This window comes from Bacillus cereus group sp. MYBK14-1 (assembly GCF_051916885.1).
In the GTDB taxonomy this organism is placed as follows: domain Bacteria; phylum Bacillota; class Bacilli; order Bacillales; family Bacillaceae_G; genus Bacillus_A; species Bacillus_A cereus.
This window is the reverse complement of sequence record NZ_JBQAHM010000028.1, coordinates 1-23,560: the sequence shown is the minus strand read 5'-3', so window position 1 is coordinate 23,560 and position 23,560 is coordinate 1. Positions and strand designations below refer to the sequence as shown.

The following is a 23,560-nucleotide window of genomic DNA, read 5'->3' as shown; positions in this document are numbered from 1 at the left end:
CTATCTAATTTCATTTATATACCAGCCTTTATCATTTATAAGACTGATTATATCAGAGGCAAAATAAAAAGGAAAACCTTTTGGCTACGCCAAACCGAAATTCATCTCCCACCTACCGTTGGGCTACGCCCTTCACACGCTTGAGGAAGGAGAATTCTTTCGGGAAATTCGTTAAAAATGAAAGGTCTATTGTAGGTAAGTATGGTATTGATTTAGGAGAAGGAGTCAAAACAATACTCGATTTAAAAGATGATATGACATTTGCTTTTTATAAGTATGGGGATTTCTCAAGTAGAGATAGTCTAATGAAAGGAACATACGAGTTAGACGTACCTTCTTTACAATTAACATCAAAATTAACAAGCGTAACTGAGAATGGTCATAAGACTCAAAGAACTGAGAGTTTTAGATATCAGGTGCAAAATTATGATTGAAATATGTTACAACTTTATAGTGCAGACGAAGATATCCGTATGAGATTGATTAAAAACGGGTAAATATATTAGTAGGGTTAGGTGAAAAAGCCTAGCCTTTATTTTAGGGGGATATTGCATAAATGGAGCAGGTTATACAAGAGTTTTTTTCTCCAAGTAAAAACTATAAGGTTCAAATCATTAAAAGAAAAGATGGTCTATATGCAACAGAAGCGTATAGATGGATGGAGGATTGTGGATATGAATTTTGGAGTTATATATCACAAGGATTGACTTTGGTAGATAGTGAGGAACATGCGCGGAAGATTGCTATGGAACAACTAATAGAATGTTCAAGGGATGAGTTTTAAAAATATGCTATTTTATCCGTAAAATTATAAGGAATTATGATGTTTTATTGTTGGTGACAGAATATAAATTTTTCGTAAGTGAACCTAGTATTATTAATTTCTAGACTCACATCTTTTTTTATGAAAATATTGAAGTGAATATCAATTAAACTTATTTATCTTATGTGAATTATAAGATATAATGAAATTAGGTGCAAAGATGCACTATTTGAAAAAGAGTGCAAGGCAAAAAGGAATCCGTAAAGGATTCCTTTTTTGTTTCTTTAAAAATGAAGCAACGTTCTAATTATCTCTTTATTTTTTATGAATGAACTACCACTGTATAATTTTAAAAGGGATTTTTGGGGGATTTTCATATTCCTGTAACAAAGCAAAGGTATGTTATGTGTGTTAAATATAAAGAGAAAGAAGGGGAAGTTATGAAAAAATTTTGCTAATTATTGCGTTATTAGGCATAATGAGTTTTGGAGTTCAGGAAATGAATATAAGAGATGATACATACCACAAGGGCGATTCAAAAATTAGTTTTTGGGATTTGAAAAGAACGGGTACTAATTTCATGAATAGTACGTCATTACCTGAAAACTATAAAAGTGTAAAAGAAGCTAATATTGAATATGTACGTTTACCACCTGATAAATGTGTCACTTTACCCATAAATTTTCCACAATTGGAAGCATAAGTTGGCCAGAAAACACTTATTTTTGTAGGTGATTATCTAATTATTTAACGGAATTGGAAGCATAAATTGGCCGTGAGTTAATTATTAACCCATAAGCTTGCCGTGTGTTTTATTCATGTAGCTTTGGAATAATGTTTAGTCAAATTGATACGAATAACCTTAATAAACGAGCAAGTGGAACTGACGCTTCAGTTAGTTAATAGTTCACTTTGCCCTCTTGATATGCTTTCTTTACCCGTTCAATTTGAGCAAGGTGTCCTTGTATATGTTGAAGAACTTTCAATTGAAAATAACCTATAAATCATTTATTAATAAAGTTGTTCTTTGGCAGGTTTATCCAAATATATATAGAAAGTATGAAAAAATAGATTTTAACCTGACCAAAGGAGATGAAGAAATTGTTTAAAAAAATCGGTATAGGAGTATTTTCTACAGCAATTGTATTAAGTACCAGTATAGGTTTTTCAGGTATTGTATCAGCATATAGTCCATCTGCAAATGAACAAGTTAGGAATGGAGGTTTTGAGGATGGGCTAAATAACTGGATTTTATCTAATCCTAATTCTTCTACCAAGAATATTGGAAATTCTGAACCAGGCAATCATTATCTGAAATTAATGCATACAGACACAGCCTATCAGCTTGTTACTGTAAAGCCGAATACAGAATATACATTATCATTTGATATAGCGGGAAGTATAGGTTCTCCAGCAGAAGTAACAGTCGGTAATCTGAATGCCACTCAAGAAATAGTTCCATTAACAAAGAAGCAGTATACAGGATTTAAGCCGGAACATTATGAGATGAAGTTTAAAACAGGTGAGGATGTGTCAAACTTTGCTGTTAAACTTGCTTCCACAGCAAATGGAAGGGCTAAGTTTGATAATGTACAGTTAAAGGCAAATGAGAAATCTTATGTTTTAAATATGGATTTTGATCACAATTCAAGTTTAGAACCTCTTAAACCATTTGGTAATATAAAATACAATATTGAAGAGAATGCAGGAGTAAATAATTCTAAAGGGCTTCATGTAAACGCATCATCTGGTTCAGCATTGTTTGGATCCATAACTTTGAAACCTAATACTACCTACATACTGTCCGCATCTGGAAAAGTAAATACTCCTAGTTCAGAAGTATGGGTATCAGTAGATGTTAATGGAAGAGGCACAGCTAGTTTGGGATTCAATTCCTCACAGTATGAGCAAAAATCGGTCGAATTTACTACTCCAAATTCTATTAATTCAAGTGAATTCTACATTTATCATCTTGCTGCGTTCAGCTTTGATGTCAATCTTGATGATATTGTACTAGTTGAAAAGTAACCATAATAAAAAATATATTTCTACTATTGACACATGAAAATAATTTTAGAAATGAACCGCCATATCCATATCGACTAGATACTTTGAAATATTTATGGGAATTCAGCTCGTTTTTTCATTTTTAGGATTTTTACGTTTAGACACAGGTTGACCTTTACGATTTATGTTAAGGGCTATATTCTCCAAAATACTATATTTATGTGTTGAAAGGAGTATCAAAGCTGGAAATTATAATCTACGCTACTCTTAAAAATTGTTTTTAGTAATGATTTTATTTATATAACTAGGAGGGGGAACATGAAATTAATATCAAAAATAGTAATGACCGCGTTTATAGTATTGAGTACATTTACATTCAACTTAGGTGGACAATTTGATAAAAGTTTTCTTTCTACCTCAAAAGCATATGCGGATGTAATCAAGGCACTTCCACAAAATGCTTCAAAGATAGAGTTAGATTATGCTCCTGTGTATGACTACGACACAGATGGGTGTTATGCGACTGCAGCAATTTCTCCAGATGGCACGACTAACCCTGGCCTAAGTTTGGGCGGTTCCCCGGAAAGTGTCTGTAGAGATGTTAACCGACTGGAAAATTCAAACACTTATTCTCGGGCCAAATCAAATAATGGTTGGACTGCCATTATGTATGCGAGTTACTTTGAGAAAGATCAACAAACTTCGGGCCCTGCTGCGCTTGGACATCGACATGACTGGGAACACACAATAGTTTGGGTTCAAGATGGTCAGGTTCAATATGTAACTTATTCAGCACATGGTAATTGGTACACTAACCCTCGCTCAAACGTTAGATTCGATGGAAACCACCCGAAAATTGTATACCATAAGGACGGCGGCTTGACACATGCTTTTCGCCTGGCTAATAGCAATGACGAGCCGCCAGAAAACTATTATCACCAGTGGCTCCAACTACCAATGGTTGGTTGGAATGGCTATCCAAGCTCAGCTATTCGAGAAAAACTAATGACTACGAACTTTGGAGATGCAACACTTGAGATCAAAGATGGAAGATTTGAAAAAGCCCTTGCTAACGCAAAGCCACCCATTAACTTTGACCCTTATGCACCGGAACTGGAAGATGGTGGTACTTATCAAATAGTTTCTATTTTAAATAATAGTAGTGTCGTTGACTTAAATCAAGCAGATGGAAATGTTCAATTGTGGCAAAATGGCAACGCTAATAATCAAAAATGGAAGCTAGTATATGATTCAAATAAATCAGCATACCAAATTAAAAATATAGCAAATCAAAATTTAGTATTAGCTTGGAATGATCTTAATGGTTCTAATAATGTAGTTGCTACATCTAATCAAAATAAGGAAGAGCAATATTGGATACCAACAGAAGCAGGAAATGGATATTATTATGTAAGGAATAAGAAGGATCAAAACAAAGTGTTAGATGTAAGTGGTTATGGTACTGCAAATGGAACAAATGTTACAGTATATAATTTCCATGGTGGTACTAATCAAACATTCCAATTGTCTAATGTAACAGGGACTTTAACAAGAGTAGTGGAGTCACTCTATAAGGCACAGCCTGGTCAAACCAGTAGATCAAGTAATAATTTTTCACTTGAACATCTCGCGGCAGGTACCAAAGTACGAGTTGTTTTAGAAGGAGCAGGTGCTACCTCTTTGTCATTTAAAATCGCAAGAGATAAATCAGGTACAGACCCTGTAATTTGGTCAAATGTTAGAGATGGTTCTATTCTAACGATTCCTTCAGGAGATGATAGAAAGAATTTGTATATCGCAGGCCCTCCTAGTGGATATACTTCTAACGGTACATTTAAAGTGAAATTTTACGCTCTTCCAAACTAAAAAATATTATAACGTTTCTATTCCCTTTATATTAATCTAATTAGAAAATGAGTATGCATACTTCAAAAAATCATTTCGGCTTGCTCGTTTGGATTAACTAAATTAATAGGAAATATAGTGTTCTGTTGTAAAGTTTTGTTAAGAGATAAAAAGGTGGAGGTAGGTACAGCTGAAAAACCGAAGTCTGAGCAATGACTTCGGTTTTTTTATATAGGCCTAGTGATGGGGGAGCTGTTCTGGCCTGCAGCAATATTTCCTAATAATAGATTTTTGTATTTTTAATGACTAATTGTCTATCCAGTTCTGTTGCAAAGTTTTTTAAATGAAGTGTATATCTATATTGATAAATTTATTTCAATCACTGTGTTTATAACATTTCTTCGTATTTCGAATAAACATCCAAAAAAGTATACATTCAAAACATCACATCTTCTTTTAAACACTTAAAGACGACTTTAAAAATACTCTTCAAATCTTGGAAGCATAAGTTTGCCGCAAACAAAAAGAAGCATAAACTTGCCGTTCCGACAAACTTATGCTTCATATTACAAAATGGGCAAAAGATAAAGATTTTCTATTTGAAGATAAACCAGATACTTCTGGAAAGGATTTACTGATAGGTAATGCAGATAACTATCAGGGAGTAGTAAAGGAGGATTTAGAAAAATTAAAGGCGGATGTAGATGCCGCACAATCACAAGGAATGAAAGTTGTTCTTACAATGTTATCCTTACCTGGTGATCGATGGCGCCAATTTAATAATAACAAGAATGACGACAGAATATGGGAAGAGGAGAAGTATCAAGAACAAGTAAGTCAAATTTGGAAGGATCTTGCTTTGAAATTAAAAGATCATCCCGCGATTGATGGTTATAATGTTATAAATGAACCACATCCTGAAACAGCTAAAAATAATAGATATAATGATTTTTGGACGGAAGATTACGAGAAATGGTATGCAAAAGTGGAGGGAACGACAGCGGATTTAAACAGATTTTATCAAAAGGTAATCAATTCCATTCGTGAAGTAGACCAAGAAACACCGGTTATTTTAGATTCAGGTTTATATGCTACTCCATGGGCCTTTAAATACTTAAAGCCAGTAAAGGATAAAAAAACGCTTTACGCATTTCATATGTATGAACCATATGAATTAACGAGTCAAGGTGAAAAGAAAAATAAAGAATATCAATATCCAGGATTAGTAAAAGTAGGAGACTTAGAGAAACCTGTAATGTGGAATAAGCAGGGATTAGAGAAGTTTTTGAAGCCAATTCAACAATGGTCTAAGAAAAATCATGTACCATCTAATCGAATTATTGCAGAGGAGTTTGGAATTAACCGTACTGTTCCAGGTGCTACCCAATATATACAAGATCTTATTTCTATCTTTAACCAAAAAGGATGGCATAAATCATTCTATGCATTCCGTGAAGACACATGGACAGGGATGAATTATGAATTGGGAACAGAAAAAATAAAATGGGATGAAGAGGGTAAACCGATGCGTCAAGATAATTCACTCTGGGATGTAATAAAAAAAGATTTACAAACGCGGAAATAGGTTAGAATATTAGGCTTAAGGACTAAATGTAAGCATCTAATTCAAATAGAATTAGATGCTTTTTATTTCGAAAAAAGGTGGAGTTGAATTAAAGGTTCCATCTTTTCTTTTGCATAAAGAGTACCAATCAGGTTTATTTACAACGAAAAATAAGATTTTTAGAGAATAGCTTAGAAAAAATTGTGGAGGTTCAAACAAATGTGGTCACAATTGTTTGAACCTTTAAAGTAAATAAGTTTTATGAATTTTTCGTGAGATCCCAACCTTTAAATGTTGTAATTTATTTACTTATTTCCCCAATTGGATATATTTCTCTAATTGGATGGAAGTTTAGAATACAGAATCAAAACATAATAGGCTGTTATCGATGAGTTTATCGTAAAGTTGTTATTTAATGTGTCATCAAATAACATTTATATACAATAATACATAAAGAAAAGGAGATATTTATGAAAAAATATAGAGTAATAGAAACAACTTAAATAGTATGAATAGCTTAGATTGTAAAAACATGGAGAAGAAAACAAAAAACTTAAGAGTACTAAGGAAAAATGAGGGAGATAATATGGGGAATAATTCAAAACATAAAACTAGAAAAATACTTGCGGCCACTGCTACAGTAACTATGCTTGCGACTGGAATGATTTCTTCATCAGATGTCTTTGCGGAGCAAAAGGAACAGCAAAAAAATTTATCGACATCACTGCAAAGTGAAAAGTCAGTTAAATCAGAAAATAGAGTATTTACGGTCCCAGGAAAAGGGGATGTTGAGACACTAAAACAACAGGAAAGAAAAAATATGGCATTTAGTCCATATGAACCAACTGGTTTATATGCAAAGCCAAATGAACAAATTACGATTAATGTAGAAGGTAATCAAGATATTCAGGTATATATTGGAACGTATTCGTATGATGCTTCTTGGAGAGAAGATTCTAAGATAAAATCATTTACATTAAAACCTGGTATAAACACAATCCAATCTCCAAATGGGGGGCTGATTTATTTTTATAATAAACAACAAGGTGGTACCATTCGAACAACAATCACAACAGGTGGAACGACTACGCCTTTCTTTGAACTAGGAAAGCATACGAAACAAGATTTAATAAACATGCTGGACCAATATCCTAATGCACATGCAGTGGAGTTAAAAGGCGAACGTGTATTAATTACGGCCAGCCCTACACGTGTTAAGAAATATTTGTTGGGTTCTAATACAGATCCTGTACAACTCTTAAAAAAGATGGATGAAGCTACTCGAATTCAAGACAAAGTAGCTGGATTATCTGAAGAACAAGTAGATAAACATTATGTTCATTACGTAGAAGAAAATCATTCTCCTGATTATTATATGTATGCAACTTCTTATCGAACAGCATATGTAGGAGATGCAATCCAATACGTGTTAGATATTAATAAATTTATAACAGATGGCTGGGGCCCTTGGCATGAGGCAGGACATTTGAGACAACAATCGCCCTGGAAGTTTTATAATATGACAGAAGTACAAAATAATATATACAGCCTTTCTGTAGAAAAAGCATTTAATCAACCATCCAACTTAGAGAAAAGTGGAATTTATCCAAAAGCATTTCAATATCTAGAACAAGTGAATAAAAATTATGATGAAATTAGCGATGTTTTTGTAAAGCTTGTTATGCTTTGGCAACTACAGTTAGCGTATGGAGAGGATTTCTATCCTAAATTGCATCAATTGTATAGAGACATGCCTTCAAGTGAACTTCCACAAACTGATGAAAATAAAAAACAATTATTTATGATTTCAGCATCAAAAGTAGCCAAACAAAATTTGATTCCTTTCTTTGAGAAGTGGGGATTACGTCCAAATAACGATACCATTCAAAAAGTAGCTGCATTAGGATATCCAATTTTAACAGCAGAGATTTGGAAGGGTACGGATTCTAATCCAATTAAACCAGATATGCCTAATGTAAATAATATTTTAGAAGGAAACCAGTTTGCATGGTCACTAAAAGGAATTAGTGATTTCGAGTTTGCTAAAATTAATTTCAATAAATCGACAGAAGAAATGCAAGTAGACTTAAAAGCAGGCGTACCGCATCATTATTTTAATGAAACATATGCGAGTATTAAAGTACAAAATGCAACAGGGAAAGTAGTATACAATAAAGACATTTATGGAAATAAACAACAAAATGCTGAATCGCAAAAAGTTTCAGTCAAAGTAGGAGATTATATTGAGTTAACACATCTAGAAGGTGTGCATAGAGCTACTCTCACAAATGTAGATAATAGTAAACAAGAGAGCTTTGGAAAAAAAGCCATGTACGAAGTTACAAAGGAAGGTCTGAAGAAAGTAAATCAAATTGTTAATCCGAAACCGGACACAGAAGCTCCAACACAGCCACAAGGATTATATGCAAGCAACCTTACTTCTAACAGTGTAGAGCTAAAATGGAATCCTTCTACAGATAATGTAGGTGTAAAAGAATATCAGGTATTACGCGATGGACAATTGATTCAAACAGTACAAGGAACGACGTTTACTGATCAAAACTTAACAGTTAATAAGGAATATAAATATGCAGTGAAGGCTGTAGATGCAGCTGGGAATACATCAATCCAAAGTGAAATTCTTCTTGTAAAAACCAAAGATCAAAATGTATCTTATGAAAAATGGGATCCAAAGAAGGCATATACAAAGGGCGATAAAGTAGAACATCAAGGGACAGTGTATGAAGCTGTTCAAAATCATCAAGGAAATGGTGACCCGAATTGGATATTTGCACTATCGTTATGGAAAGCAATTACAATCAATTAATATGTAAGAATCAGATGTAAAGATAGAACAACATCCAGTATTTTAAAGAATTACTGGATGTTGTTTGAATTTTGATAGATTTCTCTACTACGTTAGTATTCAATAATAAAAATTAGAAAAGGATGTAGATTAGTGATTAGTCAGAAAACAAAGCAAAGATTTAATAAAGTTATTATAATTACCGCAGCATGTAGCATGTTTTCTATGTTTGGAACGTCTATTTTGCACACTAAAGCTGCAACACATTCAGCTGCTCCAGCAGTTTATGTGAGTCCCCAAAATATACCTGCCTCAGATATTATTAGTATAGACTGGTCACCAGTTCAGACTCCACCTTATACGTACTGGGCTGTACACAACTGGAATGCAGGTGGTGAAGCTGGAGGATATGCTGGTTTTCAACAACAAAGTGGGTTTGATGAAAATGGAAGACGTACTTTACATTTTGCCTTATGGGATCCAATTTCCTCTAAAGAAGCAATAAAGGCCGAATACTTATCTCCGAATTCGCAAGCTGGACCCTTTGGAGGAGAAGGAACAGGAATGAAGGTTCAAACAACTTATGGTTGGAAAGACTACAATTGGTACACAATGACAATGCGTTCATGGCAAGAAAATGGTCATACTAAATTTGGACAATGGATGAAAGATGTAACAAAGAATAAATGGCATCAAATTGCAATTATGGACTTTCCGGTAGCCAATGTTGCATTTAATCATGGATTAGGAATGTTTCAAGAAGACTGGGCTGATAGTGGACAGAATGTTCGAGAAGCGCGCCTGAAAAATGGTTATAGCCGAAAATTAGTTGATAAACAATGGAGTTCTTGGAATAATCAAAGTATTTCTGGAACGCATGATAATACTTATCAATATGATGGAGGATCTACTTCAGAATATGTATGGGTCAAAGCAGGAGGTAATACGCAGTCTACTATTGGATCAGGAAAAATATTCACGCTAAATCAACCTACTCAACCTGAAATAGGAAAACTAGATTTTGATATCCAATCTATATATTATGAAAATGAAAAATTAAATGTATCTTGGAAACTAAAAGATAGTAGTACACCTCAATTTAAGGGGAAAATTGAAATTTATAATAATGAAAATATGACGGGCCAACCTATTAGCGTAATTGATGACATTAAATCTTATCAAAATGGAATCAATCAATCTACATCATTACCAACAAATGCTTATGCAAAAATTGTATTAACGGATATATTTGATCAAACCGTGGAAAAAAAGGTGCAAATCAAAAATGAATCTCTAAACATTTTAGAAGGGGATAAATTTGCATGGTCGCTGAAGGGTATAGGAGATTTTGAATTTGCGAAAGTAACTTTAAATAAATCAACAGAAGAAATGCAAATTGATCTAAAAGCAGGTGTACCACATGACTACTTTGATAGTACATATGCAAGTATTAAAGTGCAAAACACATCAGGTAAAGTGGTCTATAACAAAGAGATTTATGGAAACAAACAGCAAAATGCAGAATCGCAAAAAGTTCCAGTTAAAGTAGGCAATTATATAGAGTTAACACATCTAGAAGGTGTACATAGAGCTACTCTTACAAATGTAGATAATAGTAAACAAGAGAGCTTTGGAAAAAAAGCCATATACGAAGTTACAAAGGAAGGCCTGAAGAAAGTAGAAAAAATGCCAGAAGCAACAATTTTAGAAGGAAACAAGTTTGCATGGTCATTAAAAGGATATAGTGATAGAGAAATTGCAGAAGTAGATTATGATAAAACGGTAGAAGAGATGAAGGTAAAACTAGAAGCAGGTGTACCACATTCCTATTTTGCTAGTACGTATGCGAGTATTAAGGTCCAGAATTCTTCTGGTAACGTTCTGTACAATAAAGAGATCGTGGGAAATAAACAACAAAATGCTGAAAGTCAACCTGTGCCCGTCAAGGTAGGGGATTACATTGAATTTACCCATATAGAAGGAGAAGCAACAAAGGAAAAAACGCGAGCAACTTTAACTAACCTTGAAAATAACAAAAATGAAACCATTGGAAAAACAGCAAGATATCAAGTTACAAAAGAAGGCCTGAAGAAAGTAGAAAAAATGCCAGAAACAACAGTTTTAGATGGAAATCAATTTACTTGGTCTCTAAAAGGATATAGTGATAGAGAAATTGCAAAAGTAGACTATAACAAAACAACAGAAAAAATGCAGATTAAATTAGAAGCGGGTATACCACATTCCTATTTTACTGATACGTATGCAAGCATTAAAGTCCAGAATTCATCCGGTAATATTTTGTACAATAAAGAAATTATAGGAAATAGACAACAAGCTGCTGAGAGCCAAACTGTACCAGTCAAAGTAGGGGATTGTATTGAGTTTACTCATATAGAGGGAGAAGCACAAAAGGAAAAGACACGCGCCACACTTACTAATCTTGAGAATAGTAAACAGGAATATATAGGGAAGAAAAAAATATATCAGGTTACCTCTATGGGATTAGTAATAAAGTCATAGATTTCATTACAAAACCTAAATTATTAATTTATATATTATATAAAAATCTTAACTATTATACGTATTAAAAAATTTTCAGCAGAAAATAGATTGGCGGGTATAGTATGAACAGATTCAAAGGGTTTATAATTTCATCAATTGCAATGACTACATTTGTAGGAACAGATCTAATTCTACAAAATGATAGTATTCATAATAAAGTTTACGCTGAATCTAATAATGTCACATACAAAGAAAGAGATTCACAGGAAGAAAGATTAATTGTAAAGTTTAAAAATCAAATTGACTTACCTTATGAAGATGGTATTGAGAAACGAATAAAAAATGGGGATTATGATAACAATTTAAAACAGTTATTTTCCGAAAATACAGAACTTACTTTGAATCGTCTGTTCTCATCTGTAAATCCGATAGAGATTGAAAAGTTATCAGTACAATCTAAATCAGTTACTAATGAATCAGCTAATAATTTATTAAATTATTATATTGTACAAGCTCCTAATAACATAGAAATAGAATTATTACTGAAAAAATTTGAAACATCTCCTCTCGTAGAGGAGGCTTATATACAAGAAAAACAAATTTTGACCCCTCCTGAAATACAGTTACCAAATTTATCTGTTAATCCGTACGATGATCCTAGATTTAAAAATCAAGGATATCTTGAAGCGGCACCAAAGGGAATTAATGCCTCGCATGCTTGGAGCATTAAAGGTGGTGATGGAAAGGATACAACTTTTGTGGATATGGAATATGGATGGTTATTGAACCATGAGGATTTAGTCAATAAAAATATTAAGCTTATGTCGGGACAAAATATAAGCCAGCATAGAGCTCATGGTACTTCTGTATTAGGAATTGTTTCATCTGAAGATAATCAAATTGGAAATATTGGAATTGCACCAAAAGCAAATGTAAAAGTAATATCCCAGATTAGGGATAATGGAATTTATAATACAGCGGATGCTATTTTAAGTGCTGTACATAATTTACAAGCGGGAGATATTCTTTTATTAGAGGCACAAGCTTCGTATGATGGGTATGGGGATAAATATTTACCTGTAGAAGTACATCCAGATATTTTTGATGCAATTCGTGTTGGTGCAGATAAAGGGATTATTATTATAGAAGCTGGCGCAAATGGTTCAAACGACTTAGATAATTTTAAAGATCGTAATGGAAAAAAGATCTTAAATCGAAATAGTCCAGACTTCAAGGATTCAGGTGCTATTATGGTAGGGGCGGGATCATCAACTGTTCCGCATAAACGTTTATGGTTTTCAAATTATGGAAGTCGATTAGATGTATATGGATGGGGAGAAAATGTTGATACAACATCAGCAAATCCAAGTCAAAATACTACAAATTTATATACATCAACATTTAGTGGAACATCAAGTGCTTCACCAATTATTGCTGGAGCAGCAACTTCGATTCAAAGTATTGCTAAAGAACATCGAGGTTCTCCTTATACACCAGCCGAATTAAGAAATATCTTAAGTAATCCGAATACAGGAACAAAATCTCAAGATCCGTGGAATGATAGAATAGGTGTTTTACCTGATCTAAAATCTATATTAGATAACTTAGGTTTTAATTCAGATATACCGAATTCTTCTAGTATTTTAGAAGGAAACCAGTTTGCATGGTCACTAAAAGGAATTAGTGATTTCGAGTTTGCAAAAATTAATTTCAATAAGTTAACGGAAGAAATGCAAATCGACTTAAAAGCAGGCGTACCGCATCATTATTTTAATGAAACGTATGCGAGTATTAAAGTACAAAGTGCAACAGGAAAAGTAGTATACAATAAAGACATTTATGGAAACAAACAACAAAATGCTGAATCGCAAAAAGTTCCAGTCAAAGTAGGCGATTATATAGAGTTAACACATCTAGAAGGTGTACATAGAGCTACTCTTACAAATGTAGATAATAGTAAACAAGAGAGCTTTGGAAAAAAAGCAATATACCAAGTTACAAAGGAAGGTCTGAAGAAAGCAGAAAAAATGCCCGAAGCAACAATTTTAGATGGAAATCAATTTGCATGGTCACTAAAAGGAATTAGTGATTTCGAGTTTGCAAAAGTTAATTTTAATAAGTTGACAGAAGAAATGCAAATCGACTTAAAAGCAGGCGTACCGCATCATTATTTTAATGAAACGTATGCGAGTATTAAAGTACAAAATGCAACAGGGAAAGTAGTATACAATAAAGACATTTATGGAAATAAACAACAAAATGCTGAATCGCAAAAAGTTTCAGTCAAAGTAGGAGATTATATTGAGTTAACACATCTAGAAGGTGTGCATAGAGCTACTCTCACAAATGTAGATAATAGTAAACAAGAGAGCTTTGGAAAAAAAGCCATGTACGAAGTTACAAAGGAAGGCTTGAAGAAAATAGAAAAAATGCCAGAAACAACGGTTTTAGATGGAAATCATTTTGGGTGGTCTTTAAAAGGATATAGCGATAGAGAAATCGCAAAAGTTGATTATAATAGGAAAACAGAGAAAATGCAGGTGAATTTAGAAGCAGGCGTACCACATTCTTACTTTAATAATACGTATGCAAGTATTACAGTAAAGAATTCAACCGGTAGTGTTGTGTATAATAAGGAAATAGTGGGAAACAGACAACAAACTGCTGAAATTCAAATGGTGCCGGTAAAAGCGGGAGATTACATTGAGTTTACCCATATAGAAGGGGAAGCAGTAAAGGAAAAGACACGCGCTACACTTATTAACCTTGAGAATAATAAACAAGAATATATAGGCAAAAAAAGAACCTATCAAGTTACTTCAACGGGATTAAACAAAATAGATTAACATGGAGAACCTTCTAATTATTCGTTAGATGCAAATAGTCGTTCATAATGAACGGCTATTTGGCTTTTATTTAAAGAAAAGTGAAATGAAAATACTCTCTCTTTTGTATATACTCTCGTTGCTATCAACTGCTACATTTGTTTATCAGGGGGGGAAATTAAAAAAATGTGCTTGAGAATTGATACATGTTTAAGTGCTATAGATTTGAGAAAAAAGAAACAGAATAGTAAGGTATTTATTGATAAACTCTCTTTGGTATTACAATATTTTACATATTTGGTATGATGTATATGAGTTCTATGTATATTAAGGGAGGAATGGGAATGAAGAGGTTCATAACACGTGCAAGTGGTAATACAATCTCAAAAAAGTTAGTTTTAATGATGTTGCCGATGGTTTTAATGATATTGATGATTACACCATCGAATGATGTATCGGCAGCCAATCTATCAAAAGCAGGTTCACTAAAAGGCGTGAATTTATTTAATGGAAGTTGGACAGTTGCTATACAGGCAGAAAATTTACAATATGTTTCGGCTGAGCCTTCGGGAAATATAATAGCAAATCGTAATGCAGTTAATGAATGGGAGAAATTCGAATTAATTCCGACTGGGGAATTATATACGTACGCTTTAAAAGCTAAAAGTAATGGGAAGTATGTTTCGTTTGAGCCAAATGGTAGAGTAGTAGCAGATCGTACATCAATTGGTGCATGGGAAAAGTTTATTTTATATAATGGTGGAGACAATAGGATATATGTATTACAAGCACTAAGTAATGGTAGATATATATCAGCAAATGGTGGTAGAGAATTAACAGCTACTAGTTATGTAGCTGGAAGCTGGGAAAGATTTGTTATTGTATACTTCTAAACTTTGAAGTGTTATATATCTAAATGATAATGGCATGTTTAGTTGGTATAAATACCTAATACAATAAAGTTTTAAGCATGGAATATAAGTGTATATTAACGTGTAAAAGGGCTGCAAATAATTAGCAGTCCTTTTTGCATGTTAAATAAGGACTTACTGAGGTTATAATGAGAAGAAAAAGAACCCTATAGGGTTCTTTTTCAAGGCATATTAACAGTAAGGAGAATCATGAAATGCTACTTCAAATCTTTATTAGGGGAAAGATTTTGAAAAAGCTTAACATGTATTTATTTTTACATAAATGTAAGATGTAGTAAATTGATAATGTTTATACTTACTATTACTAATATTCAATTAAGATAGTTAATACTATTTATATAGTGTTAACTGGTGTATAGTACAGTATAGATTTAGAAATTTAATATTAGATTACATTTGTTAAAAAAGTTAATAGATATATTTTTTCAAATCCTAACTAACATTTAAACGGTTTTAATTGAAATTGGTTGTGTATTAACCCTTATAAGCCAATAAAAGTAAATAAAATAAACAAAGACCCTGTAATAAATACAGGGCCGGATACAGGGTTAAGGGAACGCATAGTTTCTTAATATCATAGTAGCATATATTCTTTGTATAGCTACATGAGGATTTTGACAGAATTAAGAACAAGACAGAAAATCTGTAGGAAAGCAAATATAGTGCTGGAAATGTGATTTTAAATTAAGCTATAGGTATATTGAAATGGATGAAAACTCTTGAGTACCATGATTAAATTGCCTTTAATTATGAGGTTTAGGTTAGAGGGATAATTGGATCTTACTGAAAAGAAAAAATGTTTTTTAGATTAAAAGAAGAAAAGACACCTTTTGGGTGTCTTTTCTTTAGGTAAACAGTTCACATATTGCTGAATTAGATACGAAACCATAATTCGACTACGAAGTAAATCCTAACATAATCTGAACAGAAAAAATATGTAATATTACATTTTTAGTTTTTGATTATTTTATTCAATATAGAGAAGCAACGTAAATAAAAGGGCATGCAGTCGTATCTGCAGCCCTTTTTAGGAGGAATTTAAGATACCATTAGGACACGTATTGGTAAACAGGTTCAAAAATAGTATGTGTGAAAAGAAAAAGTCCTATACCAAAAGTAGACAGGACCTTATCTTTTTTACATTTTAAAAAATGAAATTCTGTCCTTTTGAAATCAGTACAGCACACACTTGGTTTGAAATGAAATTAGAAAAAGTATACATGAAAATGGCAGACAACTATTTTGTTGCCTGCCAGTGCCAGTGGGTTGAATGAGTTAGTCAATTCAATAAATTGTGCTATCCCATTACCAGAAGAGTGAAGCCGTTAGTTCAAACGGCTTAGACATAGTTTGTCTAATAAAGAAAAAATTATGAGTAGAAATTTTGTTTGCTCTATATGAAAAGATAAATAGATATTCATCAGACAAGGATAATTTAGCATATCTTGAATAGGGTGTAGGAACGAATTAAAGAAAGGGATATTTGTTTAGGAAGGGACTGACTCAGGAGTGGGACTTTTGGACAGGGTTTGGGGAGCGGTGATTGCCTTCGGCATTGCGACTAATATCGTTGCTTGTATAATGGCAGTATACATTCAAAAATATGAGCTAATGATAAATCATCTTACAAATATTTTATTTTTAATAATTATCTCTTTAACGTTTATAAAGATGAAAATTAACAGATGGGTGGCTTTAGGATTTACATTAGTTGTTATAGAGAAAGGTATTGAAGCGGGCTATGACTTCTACACACATAATTATTATAGTGTCAGTTGGAGTTTAGCTATCATTGTCTATTGCATATACGAGATGGAAAAGTATCATATTGAAATAAACGAATAGGCGCAACAAAAAGGTGTTAGTAGGTGGAATTCTTTTTAAAATACTATAAAAAAGACACTACAAGAGTGTCTTTTTTTTGAAAATACTCTATAATTAACTTTGGGGAAGGTAATGTTAGAGTATTCGTTTAGCATTATCTTTATATTTGATAAACCATGAAATCGAAAGATTTTGTGGTTTATTTTATGAACAATAGATATTACAGTATTGGCAGTGAGTTATTAATCATTTTAAGCATTAGGGGAGAATGGATTAAAAGTCTAACATCGAATAACGGTTCCGGAATATAGTGTTGCGAAATGATCTCCCATATCCCAAACGGTACTTGCCTGTATATAGCCCTTAAAGCCTTCTGAAGAATAATAAATCTCTTTTGGTATACTTTCTTTAGTTTGGAAATGTGCTTTAGAGTACTTTACATAATGGTTTTTAACAACTTTTGCTTCTGGAACAATAGTGTTTTTTTGTTCCAATTTTGGCCTAGCACTAGAAGGTGGTATGAATTTTACATTGTCTTGGTAATTAGGATCTAAGGTGTCAGCTTGTACACTGTGTGACGAAACAAAGGTGCTTAGACTACTTCCCGCGATTAAAGTTGCAAATACTAACTTTGAGAATTTTGTTAATCTACTCATTCTATAATCTCCTTTTTATTATTTTGTAAGGTATCTCCTTACACCTCACAGTCTATATCCACTACAAAAGGGTGTACATACATATTGATAGACAAAATTCTACAAAATACCGCATGTTTTTGGGATTTATGTATAATAATCCAATGTCTAATAATCTATTAAAAGTAAAAAGGTAGGTCTTATATAAAAGAAAATGAATAATTTATGCAGGTAATGTATATGGAATTATTGTTTAAATATTCTAAAATGAGTTGATAAAGATGTTGGTAGGTTTTTTGGAAAACAAATAATTCCCTAGGTGAAATTTGGAAGGAAGATTCTCTGTTAGAGTTTTTATAAGGGAATTCATTTTCGTAGATTCAAAATGTAAAAATAACTAAAAGAGCAAGTGTTTCAATGGGTAAAAAGCTATGTTGAGTCTTTTTTTTCTGTCGGTGGTCGTCTAATCAATGAAATGACGGATGCTTATGATAGTTTGTGTCTAGCAACATTCGTGTATAAACGAATGAATTAAGAAAAGGGTGAAATATTGGATAACTCGAAATGGATGCCTTTAAGTAATGTTGATGATGATGAGGAAATTTGGGTAGGAGCAAGAGTTAGGTTGTACAATGTTGGTATGAATAGAGAAGATAAAGAAAATAATTTCTATGAATATATTATTTCTTATATCTACGACAACACTAACTACTTACAACTAACTAATTTAACAACAGGAAAAGCAGGTTATATTATTTGTGTCATTGAAAAAGAATTACCAAATAATTATGCTTTGGGCAGAACATTAAAGCAAAGAATAGGTTTAGAAAATACCTATTTTAGATTTGAATAATCAACAAATAAGGGAAGCACCAACTCTAAGGTGTCTTCCCTTATTTAATACTTTTTATCAATAATCAATATTAACAGAGCCTAAATAAAAAAGTGAGAAAAATGATAAACACTCTTCTCACTTTCATCAATTAGGGTGGCATATATATATAAATATGCGTTTTGGTGGATTTTGGATGAAAAATCCACATGCATAGTATAACAAAAAAATTATGGCTTTTCGCATGTAATATTGCATATGAAAAATAGTAAAGTTTTAAATTTTAATATTAACAACTTATATATATGTGTTACAATGTAATTTTCTAATTTATTTTATTCTCCTATTTAGAATTTATAGTTTAGTGATTCAATAATACAAAAGTGGTTTTAATAAATAGATAAAACGATGAAATAATACAGTTAGAATGGTTAAAAGGCAGTTAAATATAAGTATTAAAAGAAAAAAATTACTTATTTATGTTTAGTGAATGTATTATGGTAAGAATTTCATCCGATTGGATTAGCGCTAAACTAGATTTTTATCCAAACAAATCCAATAATTATTTTTTAAATGAAGTATATGTTGCATCAAGTTTATTTGGAATAATTCGTAGTCTAATAATTGCTGAATCTAGAAAAATAACATATTCGAAAGGAGGACAGATAAAACTCTGTCTGTGAAAATTAAATCTATAAATTATAAAGTATGGATAATGGGATGTAATTGTGGTTTCATTTCGAATGGTACCATAAATGAATGTGGAAAAGTAAAGGAGAAAAATTTAAATAAACTATATAAGTAGTAAAAATGAAAAGGAGAAGTAGCTAGTGTTTAATATAAAAGAAAGATTGGGGCAAATAAAGCTTAAAACGAAGTTGTCTATGGCATTTATAGCAATATTAATTATACCAAGCCTTATCGTAGGAGTATCATCTTATAATAAAGCAAAAAAAGATCTTAATGAAACAATTCTACAATCAGCAAAAGATAATATAAGTATTTTAGATAAGATTGTTGATGATGAATTAGAAAATAAGCATACAGATATCACTCATTTTGCAAAGATACTCACACAAGGGGATTATAATCCTGAACAATCGCAAAATGTACAGAATAAATTTGATCAATATATACAGTTACATCCAGAGATAGAAACGATTTATACGGCATCCAGTAACAATCAATTTATTCATGCACCTGTTGGAAAAATACCAGAAGGGTTTAATCCGCTAGAAAGCAGTTGGTATAAGGATGCAGTAAAAGCAGATGGAGAGATTATTGTTTCATCTCCATATAAATCAAGGTCTACAGGAAATATGGTAATTGCAATTGCAAAGCAGAATGCAGATAAAAGTGGTGTCATTGGCGTAGATTTGAATATTAAAGATATCGTAAAAACATCCAAAATGATAAAAATTGGGAAGCAAGGATTTGTATCTATAGTTAGTCAAGATAAAACTATAGTTGTTCATCCATCACTAAAACCTGGAGAGAAATTAGATAAAACTTTAGTGGATGAATTGTACAAGACAGAAGATGGAGTAATTACTTATAGCCTCAATGGTGAAGATCGAAACATAAGCTTTAAGACAAATAAAAAAACAGGTTGGAAAATAGCTGGCGTAATGCTTACGAAAGAAATTGAAGAAGCTACCAATCCTATTTTTTATAAAACGCTCACTATAATAGGTGCTTCATTATTGTTAGGTAAAATTGTAATTCTATTCATACTTAGATCTATTATTACTCCACTAAGACAATTAGTCATTTCAGCTCAAAGAATTAGTCAAGGAGATTTAACCGAGAAAATAGATATTCGTTCAAAGGATGAACTTGGTCAATTAGGTGGTAGTTTCAATACAATGGCAGAGTCGTTACGTAATATTATTTCTCAAATTAACACATCTGCAGGACATGTAGCTGCGTCTTCTGAGGAACTAACTGCTAGTGTAGAGCAAGCAAGTGTTGCGACAGAACAAATTACAAAAGAGATGGAAGAAATCTCGAACAGTGCAGAGGTTCAAAATAATGAAGTTGAGTCTGGAGCTGAATTAATTGGTGAGGTAACACGAAATATTCAATACGTAGCTGAGAATGCTTCTGAAGTATCGGCTTCATCCATATACACTAAACAAAAAGCCAATGAAGGTGAACAATTAGTAGAACAAACTGTAACACAAATGCAGTCTATCCATCACTCTGTTTCTCAATCCGATAATGTCATAAAATTATTAGATAAGAAATCACAGCAAATTGGCAGTATATTAGAAGCGATTCAAAATATTGCGGAACAAACAAATTTATTAGCATTAAATGCAGCGATTGAAGCAGCTAGAGCTGGGGAACAGGGGAGAGGGTTTGCAATTGTTGCTGATGAAGTTAGAAAGTTGGCGGAGCAATCATCCGAATCTTCAATGGAAATTGGAAGTTTAATTAAGGAAATACAAGCAGACGTACATGAGACTGTAAAAGCTATGAATGAAGTAGGCGTAGAAGTACAGTCGGGAATTAAGGTTGCGAATGATACAAAACAAAGTTTTTATGAGATTTCAAAATCTGCAAATGATATTGTATCAAAAGTGCAGGGTATGGTAGAACTATCAAATAAAATGACAACTGATGCAATGAAAGTTGATACATCGATTGATCAAATAGCTATGGCTGTAAAAGAAAATTCTTCAAGTATGCAAACGATAGCTGGTTCATCTGAGGAACAACATGCTTCTATGGAAGAGATAAATTCTTCAGCAATACAATTAGCACAGATGGCGGAAGAACTTCAAGAGTTAATTGGTGGATTTAAGATTTAAGTTGAGATTCTAGGAGAGAATGCTAGAATCTTGTTACAGAGTGGAAATGAAAAATCTTATAACATAGTAAATAAGTATAATATGTACTCTCTATGCGTATTGAACAGGCAGATAAGCCATTTAAAAACCCTCCATTTGGAGGGCTTTTAAATACATTTACATTAAATTTGTGGTGGTGCACCACCATAATCGCCAACACTATATGAAGGAGCAGGATAATGCCCATGAGTAGCAAGTTGATCTGTTTTAGAAAACTGAAAAATTCCCACCGTTAATACCCCAATAAAAGCAATGCCTGATAATAATAAGCTAATTTTTTTCATTATTTTAACACTCCTTTTGCGATTGATTTTTGTCTTGCTTGATAACAAATATGGAAATAGTCACTTACTTTTTGGTGGTTCTCTAATTGTCTACATTTTGTGGCAAATAATTCGGCGTATTCGACAACATATTCCCATAATTCTTCTTCCTCAAAGTATAAGATTCCTTCTTGAATGATTTTTTCTAATTCTTCCAATGGAATATTTTCGTTTAATTTTTTTAAAATAGAGAAGTGGTGTGTGTATTCTTCGTTATGAATTTCTCTGCAAATCTGTAGTCCCTTATCAATGAGTTGGCCGGCCATTGATTGTTCTCCTAACTTATAATGTTCCTTAGCTTGTAGGAAGATGGCCTTGAAGTGTGTAGGGATTTTCTCTGTTACTTCTGAAAGGTGACGAATAGCTAAAGTAGACATACTTTGATCAGAATACAGCCACCCCATAGTATTTTTTACGTATAACAAGGAGTCTTCTTCCCTATTTTTTTGTAGTAAATCAATTGCACAATGTAGATATTCTTCTGCTTGTTCGTACTGTTTTAAATAGATGCAGCAACCACCTAGCAAACTATTACAAAAGGCTGTTTTTACTTCATAACCTTCGTACTTTGAAAAGATTGCTCTCGATTTATTTGCGTATTCGATAGAAGCGAGATTGTTATAGGTATGGTGATAGAAAGTAGCAATTCTATAGTAAAATTCAGCATGTTCAATTTCATCTGGTATAGCTACCAATATTTTTTCTGCTAGTTTATAATGTTCCTCTGCCTCAGTATAATTTGATATAAAAGTGGAATGAATGGATTTGAAAAAATGATAATAGAATTGTAGAAATTGATCTGTAGGCATATCATAATCGCTAATAGTATCAAAACTATTTTGTTGAATACCAAGGCTATCTGTTAAGACCTTGTAACGAAATTCGAGTAGTGAATAGTATAGTAACAAATTTTGATCCTGATGCTCTTGATCCGGTTCAATGCTTAACTTATTAATTTTTTCATCAATTTTCTTTTTTAGATTAGTAGCTTTTATAACTTGCTGAGATAGCATAGATCGATACCAGTCGTTCAATAGAGAGGTTAATTGCTCATTTCCTTTTACTGAGACACTCATAATATACGCCCCCATTTTCTAAAAAAATCCTAATCCAATTTAATTATAAACATCATAACAAAATAGAAGAAAAAATGGAGTGATATTACAATATTTTTCAAGAAAATTCATAAAAAATAATCAATTCGTGTCGAATATACTTAGAATAAAGTATCCAAAAATTATCAAAAGATGATATGAGTCTTTATACGTTCTATCAGGTGAACTTAGAAACTGTGATTGAAGATTTATGAAATTTCCTTTTCTTAAAACGGATTAATTACGTATTAATTTGCAAATTATTTTATCGGATACATATAGTATGTATCAACACCAAATATATAAATCTTGCGTATGTAAATAAGAAGAGAATAAAGAAAACAAAAAAAGAACTTGTAAGAATTCCTACAAGTTCTTTTTTTAGATAATGTAAAAAGGTGAAACAGAACATCTCATTATTTGTAATAGTGAAATTATCTTACTGTATCAAATATTCCTTTGGCCTTATTTTCTTGAGATTACCGTACGTTTATATGTTTCTAAGGGAAAGAAATACTTTCATTTTTATGACCATCTATTGTTTGATTAAGATGGTAACACGAAATAGAAGCGTTTACAACCAGAAAATAAAGAAAAAATAGTGAACTACCCGCCACTTAACGTCCTAACGGACTGTTTGAAGTGGGGGGCTTCTCGGTTAGTCGTTACTTTTGATAGCTAACGAATTCGTCCTAAGACAGCCGAGCTAACTCCCTTGTTCCAAGGGTTATTTTATTGCTATCTATGCTAACGCCA

Annotated in this window: 14 protein-coding genes and 3 pseudogenes; 14 read left to right on the top strand and 3 right to left on the bottom strand. The window is 32.4% G+C overall.

The genetic code is table 11. From position 1 onward, the window contains the following. Positions 1 to 80 precede the first annotated feature (80 nt). The 11 genes and pseudogenes from ACTFR3_RS29380 (at position 81) to ACTFR3_RS29330 (ending at position 17,089) form a co-directional block, all read left to right on the top strand. A complete protein-coding gene (locus ACTFR3_RS29380; protein WP_440045130.1) occupies positions 81 to 434 on the top strand; it encodes a DUF3994 domain-containing protein in 354 nt (117 codons plus the stop codon). A 122-nt stretch (positions 435 to 556) separates the two neighbouring features. Then, positions 557 to 784 (top strand): hypothetical protein, encoded by a 228-nt coding sequence (locus ACTFR3_RS29375; protein ID WP_440045129.1) that lies wholly within the window; start codon positions 557 to 559, stop codon positions 782 to 784. Positions 785 to 1,167: 383 nt separating this feature from the next. Then, positions 1,168 to 1,424, top strand: a pseudogene (locus ACTFR3_RS29370) (hypothetical protein); the annotation flags it as partial. 440 nt (positions 1,425 to 1,864) lie between these two features. Next, positions 1,865 to 2,791, top strand: coding sequence for a carbohydrate binding domain-containing protein (locus ACTFR3_RS29365; RefSeq protein ID WP_259591404.1), 927 nt, complete (start codon positions 1,865 to 1,867; stop codon positions 2,789 to 2,791). Positions 2,792 to 3,088: 297 nt separating this feature from the next. Further along, entirely contained in the window at positions 3,089 to 4,636 is a 1,548-nt protein-coding gene (locus ACTFR3_RS29360) for an NPP1 family protein (RefSeq protein WP_440045128.1), read from the top strand. Positions 4,637 to 5,186: 550 nt separating this feature from the next. Next, positions 5,187 to 6,200: pseudogene (locus ACTFR3_RS29355) on the top strand (glycoside hydrolase family 5 protein); the annotation flags it as partial. A gap of 565 nt (positions 6,201 to 6,765) precedes the next feature. Next, the gene (locus tag ACTFR3_RS29350) at positions 6,766 to 9,006 is read left to right on the top strand and encodes a M60 family metallopeptidase (protein WP_440045127.1); all 2,241 of its coding nucleotides are present in this window, start codon (positions 6,766 to 6,768) and stop codon (positions 9,004 to 9,006) included. A 132-nt stretch (positions 9,007 to 9,138) separates the two neighbouring features. After that, positions 9,139 to 11,505, top strand: coding sequence for a putative mucin/carbohydrate-binding domain-containing protein (locus ACTFR3_RS29345; protein WP_440045126.1), 2,367 nt, complete (start codon positions 9,139 to 9,141; stop codon positions 11,503 to 11,505). A gap of 104 nt (positions 11,506 to 11,609) precedes the next feature. After that, positions 11,610 to 14,333, top strand: coding sequence for a putative mucin/carbohydrate-binding domain-containing protein (locus tag ACTFR3_RS29340; protein ID WP_440045125.1), 2,724 nt, complete (start codon positions 11,610 to 11,612; stop codon positions 14,331 to 14,333). A 323-nt stretch (positions 14,334 to 14,656) separates the two neighbouring features. Continuing rightward, a complete protein-coding gene (locus ACTFR3_RS29335; RefSeq protein WP_440045124.1) occupies positions 14,657 to 15,205 on the top strand; it encodes a fascin domain-containing protein in 549 nt (182 codons plus the stop codon). Between the two features lie 1,548 nt (positions 15,206 to 16,753). Then, entirely contained in the window at positions 16,754 to 17,089 is a 336-nt protein-coding gene (locus tag ACTFR3_RS29330) for a hypothetical protein (RefSeq protein ID WP_440045123.1), read from the top strand. Positions 17,090 to 17,349: 260 nt separating this feature from the next. On the opposite strand, the gene ACTFR3_RS29325 is transcribed toward ACTFR3_RS29330, so the two are convergent. Beyond that, entirely contained in the window at positions 17,350 to 17,724 is a 375-nt protein-coding gene (locus ACTFR3_RS29325) for a hypothetical protein (protein WP_000088960.1), read from the bottom strand. A 547-nt stretch (positions 17,725 to 18,271) separates the two neighbouring features. On the opposite strand from ACTFR3_RS29325, the gene ACTFR3_RS29320 reads away from it, so the two are divergent. The 3 genes and pseudogenes from ACTFR3_RS29320 to ACTFR3_RS29310 all read left to right on the top strand — a co-directional run bounded on the left by ACTFR3_RS29320 (position 18,272) and on the right by ACTFR3_RS29310 (position 21,348). Then, positions 18,272 to 18,556, top strand: a complete 285-nt coding sequence (locus ACTFR3_RS29320; RefSeq protein WP_002024558.1) for a hypothetical protein — start codon at positions 18,272 to 18,274, stop codon at positions 18,554 to 18,556. 863 nt (positions 18,557 to 19,419) lie between these two features. Then, a pseudogene (locus ACTFR3_RS29315) lies at positions 19,420 to 20,406 on the top strand (HAMP domain-containing protein); the annotation flags it as partial. Continuing rightward, positions 20,401 to 21,348 (top strand): methyl-accepting chemotaxis protein, encoded by a 948-nt coding sequence (locus ACTFR3_RS29310; RefSeq protein ID WP_425591575.1) that lies wholly within the window; start codon positions 20,401 to 20,403, stop codon positions 21,346 to 21,348. The pseudogene ACTFR3_RS29315 and the gene ACTFR3_RS29310, both read left to right, overlap by 6 nt. Before the next feature lie 161 nt (positions 21,349 to 21,509). On the opposite strand, the gene ACTFR3_RS29305 is transcribed toward ACTFR3_RS29310, so the two are convergent. Continuing rightward, a complete protein-coding gene (locus ACTFR3_RS29305; RefSeq protein ID WP_000724107.1) occupies positions 21,510 to 21,671 on the bottom strand; it encodes a hypothetical protein in 162 nt (53 codons plus the stop codon). Further along, entirely contained in the window at positions 21,671 to 22,786 is a 1,116-nt protein-coding gene (locus ACTFR3_RS29300) for a Rap family tetratricopeptide repeat protein (RefSeq protein WP_025708925.1), read from the bottom strand. Before ACTFR3_RS29300 ends, ACTFR3_RS29305 begins: the two co-directional genes overlap by 1 nt. Positions 22,787 to 23,560 lie beyond the last annotated feature (774 nt).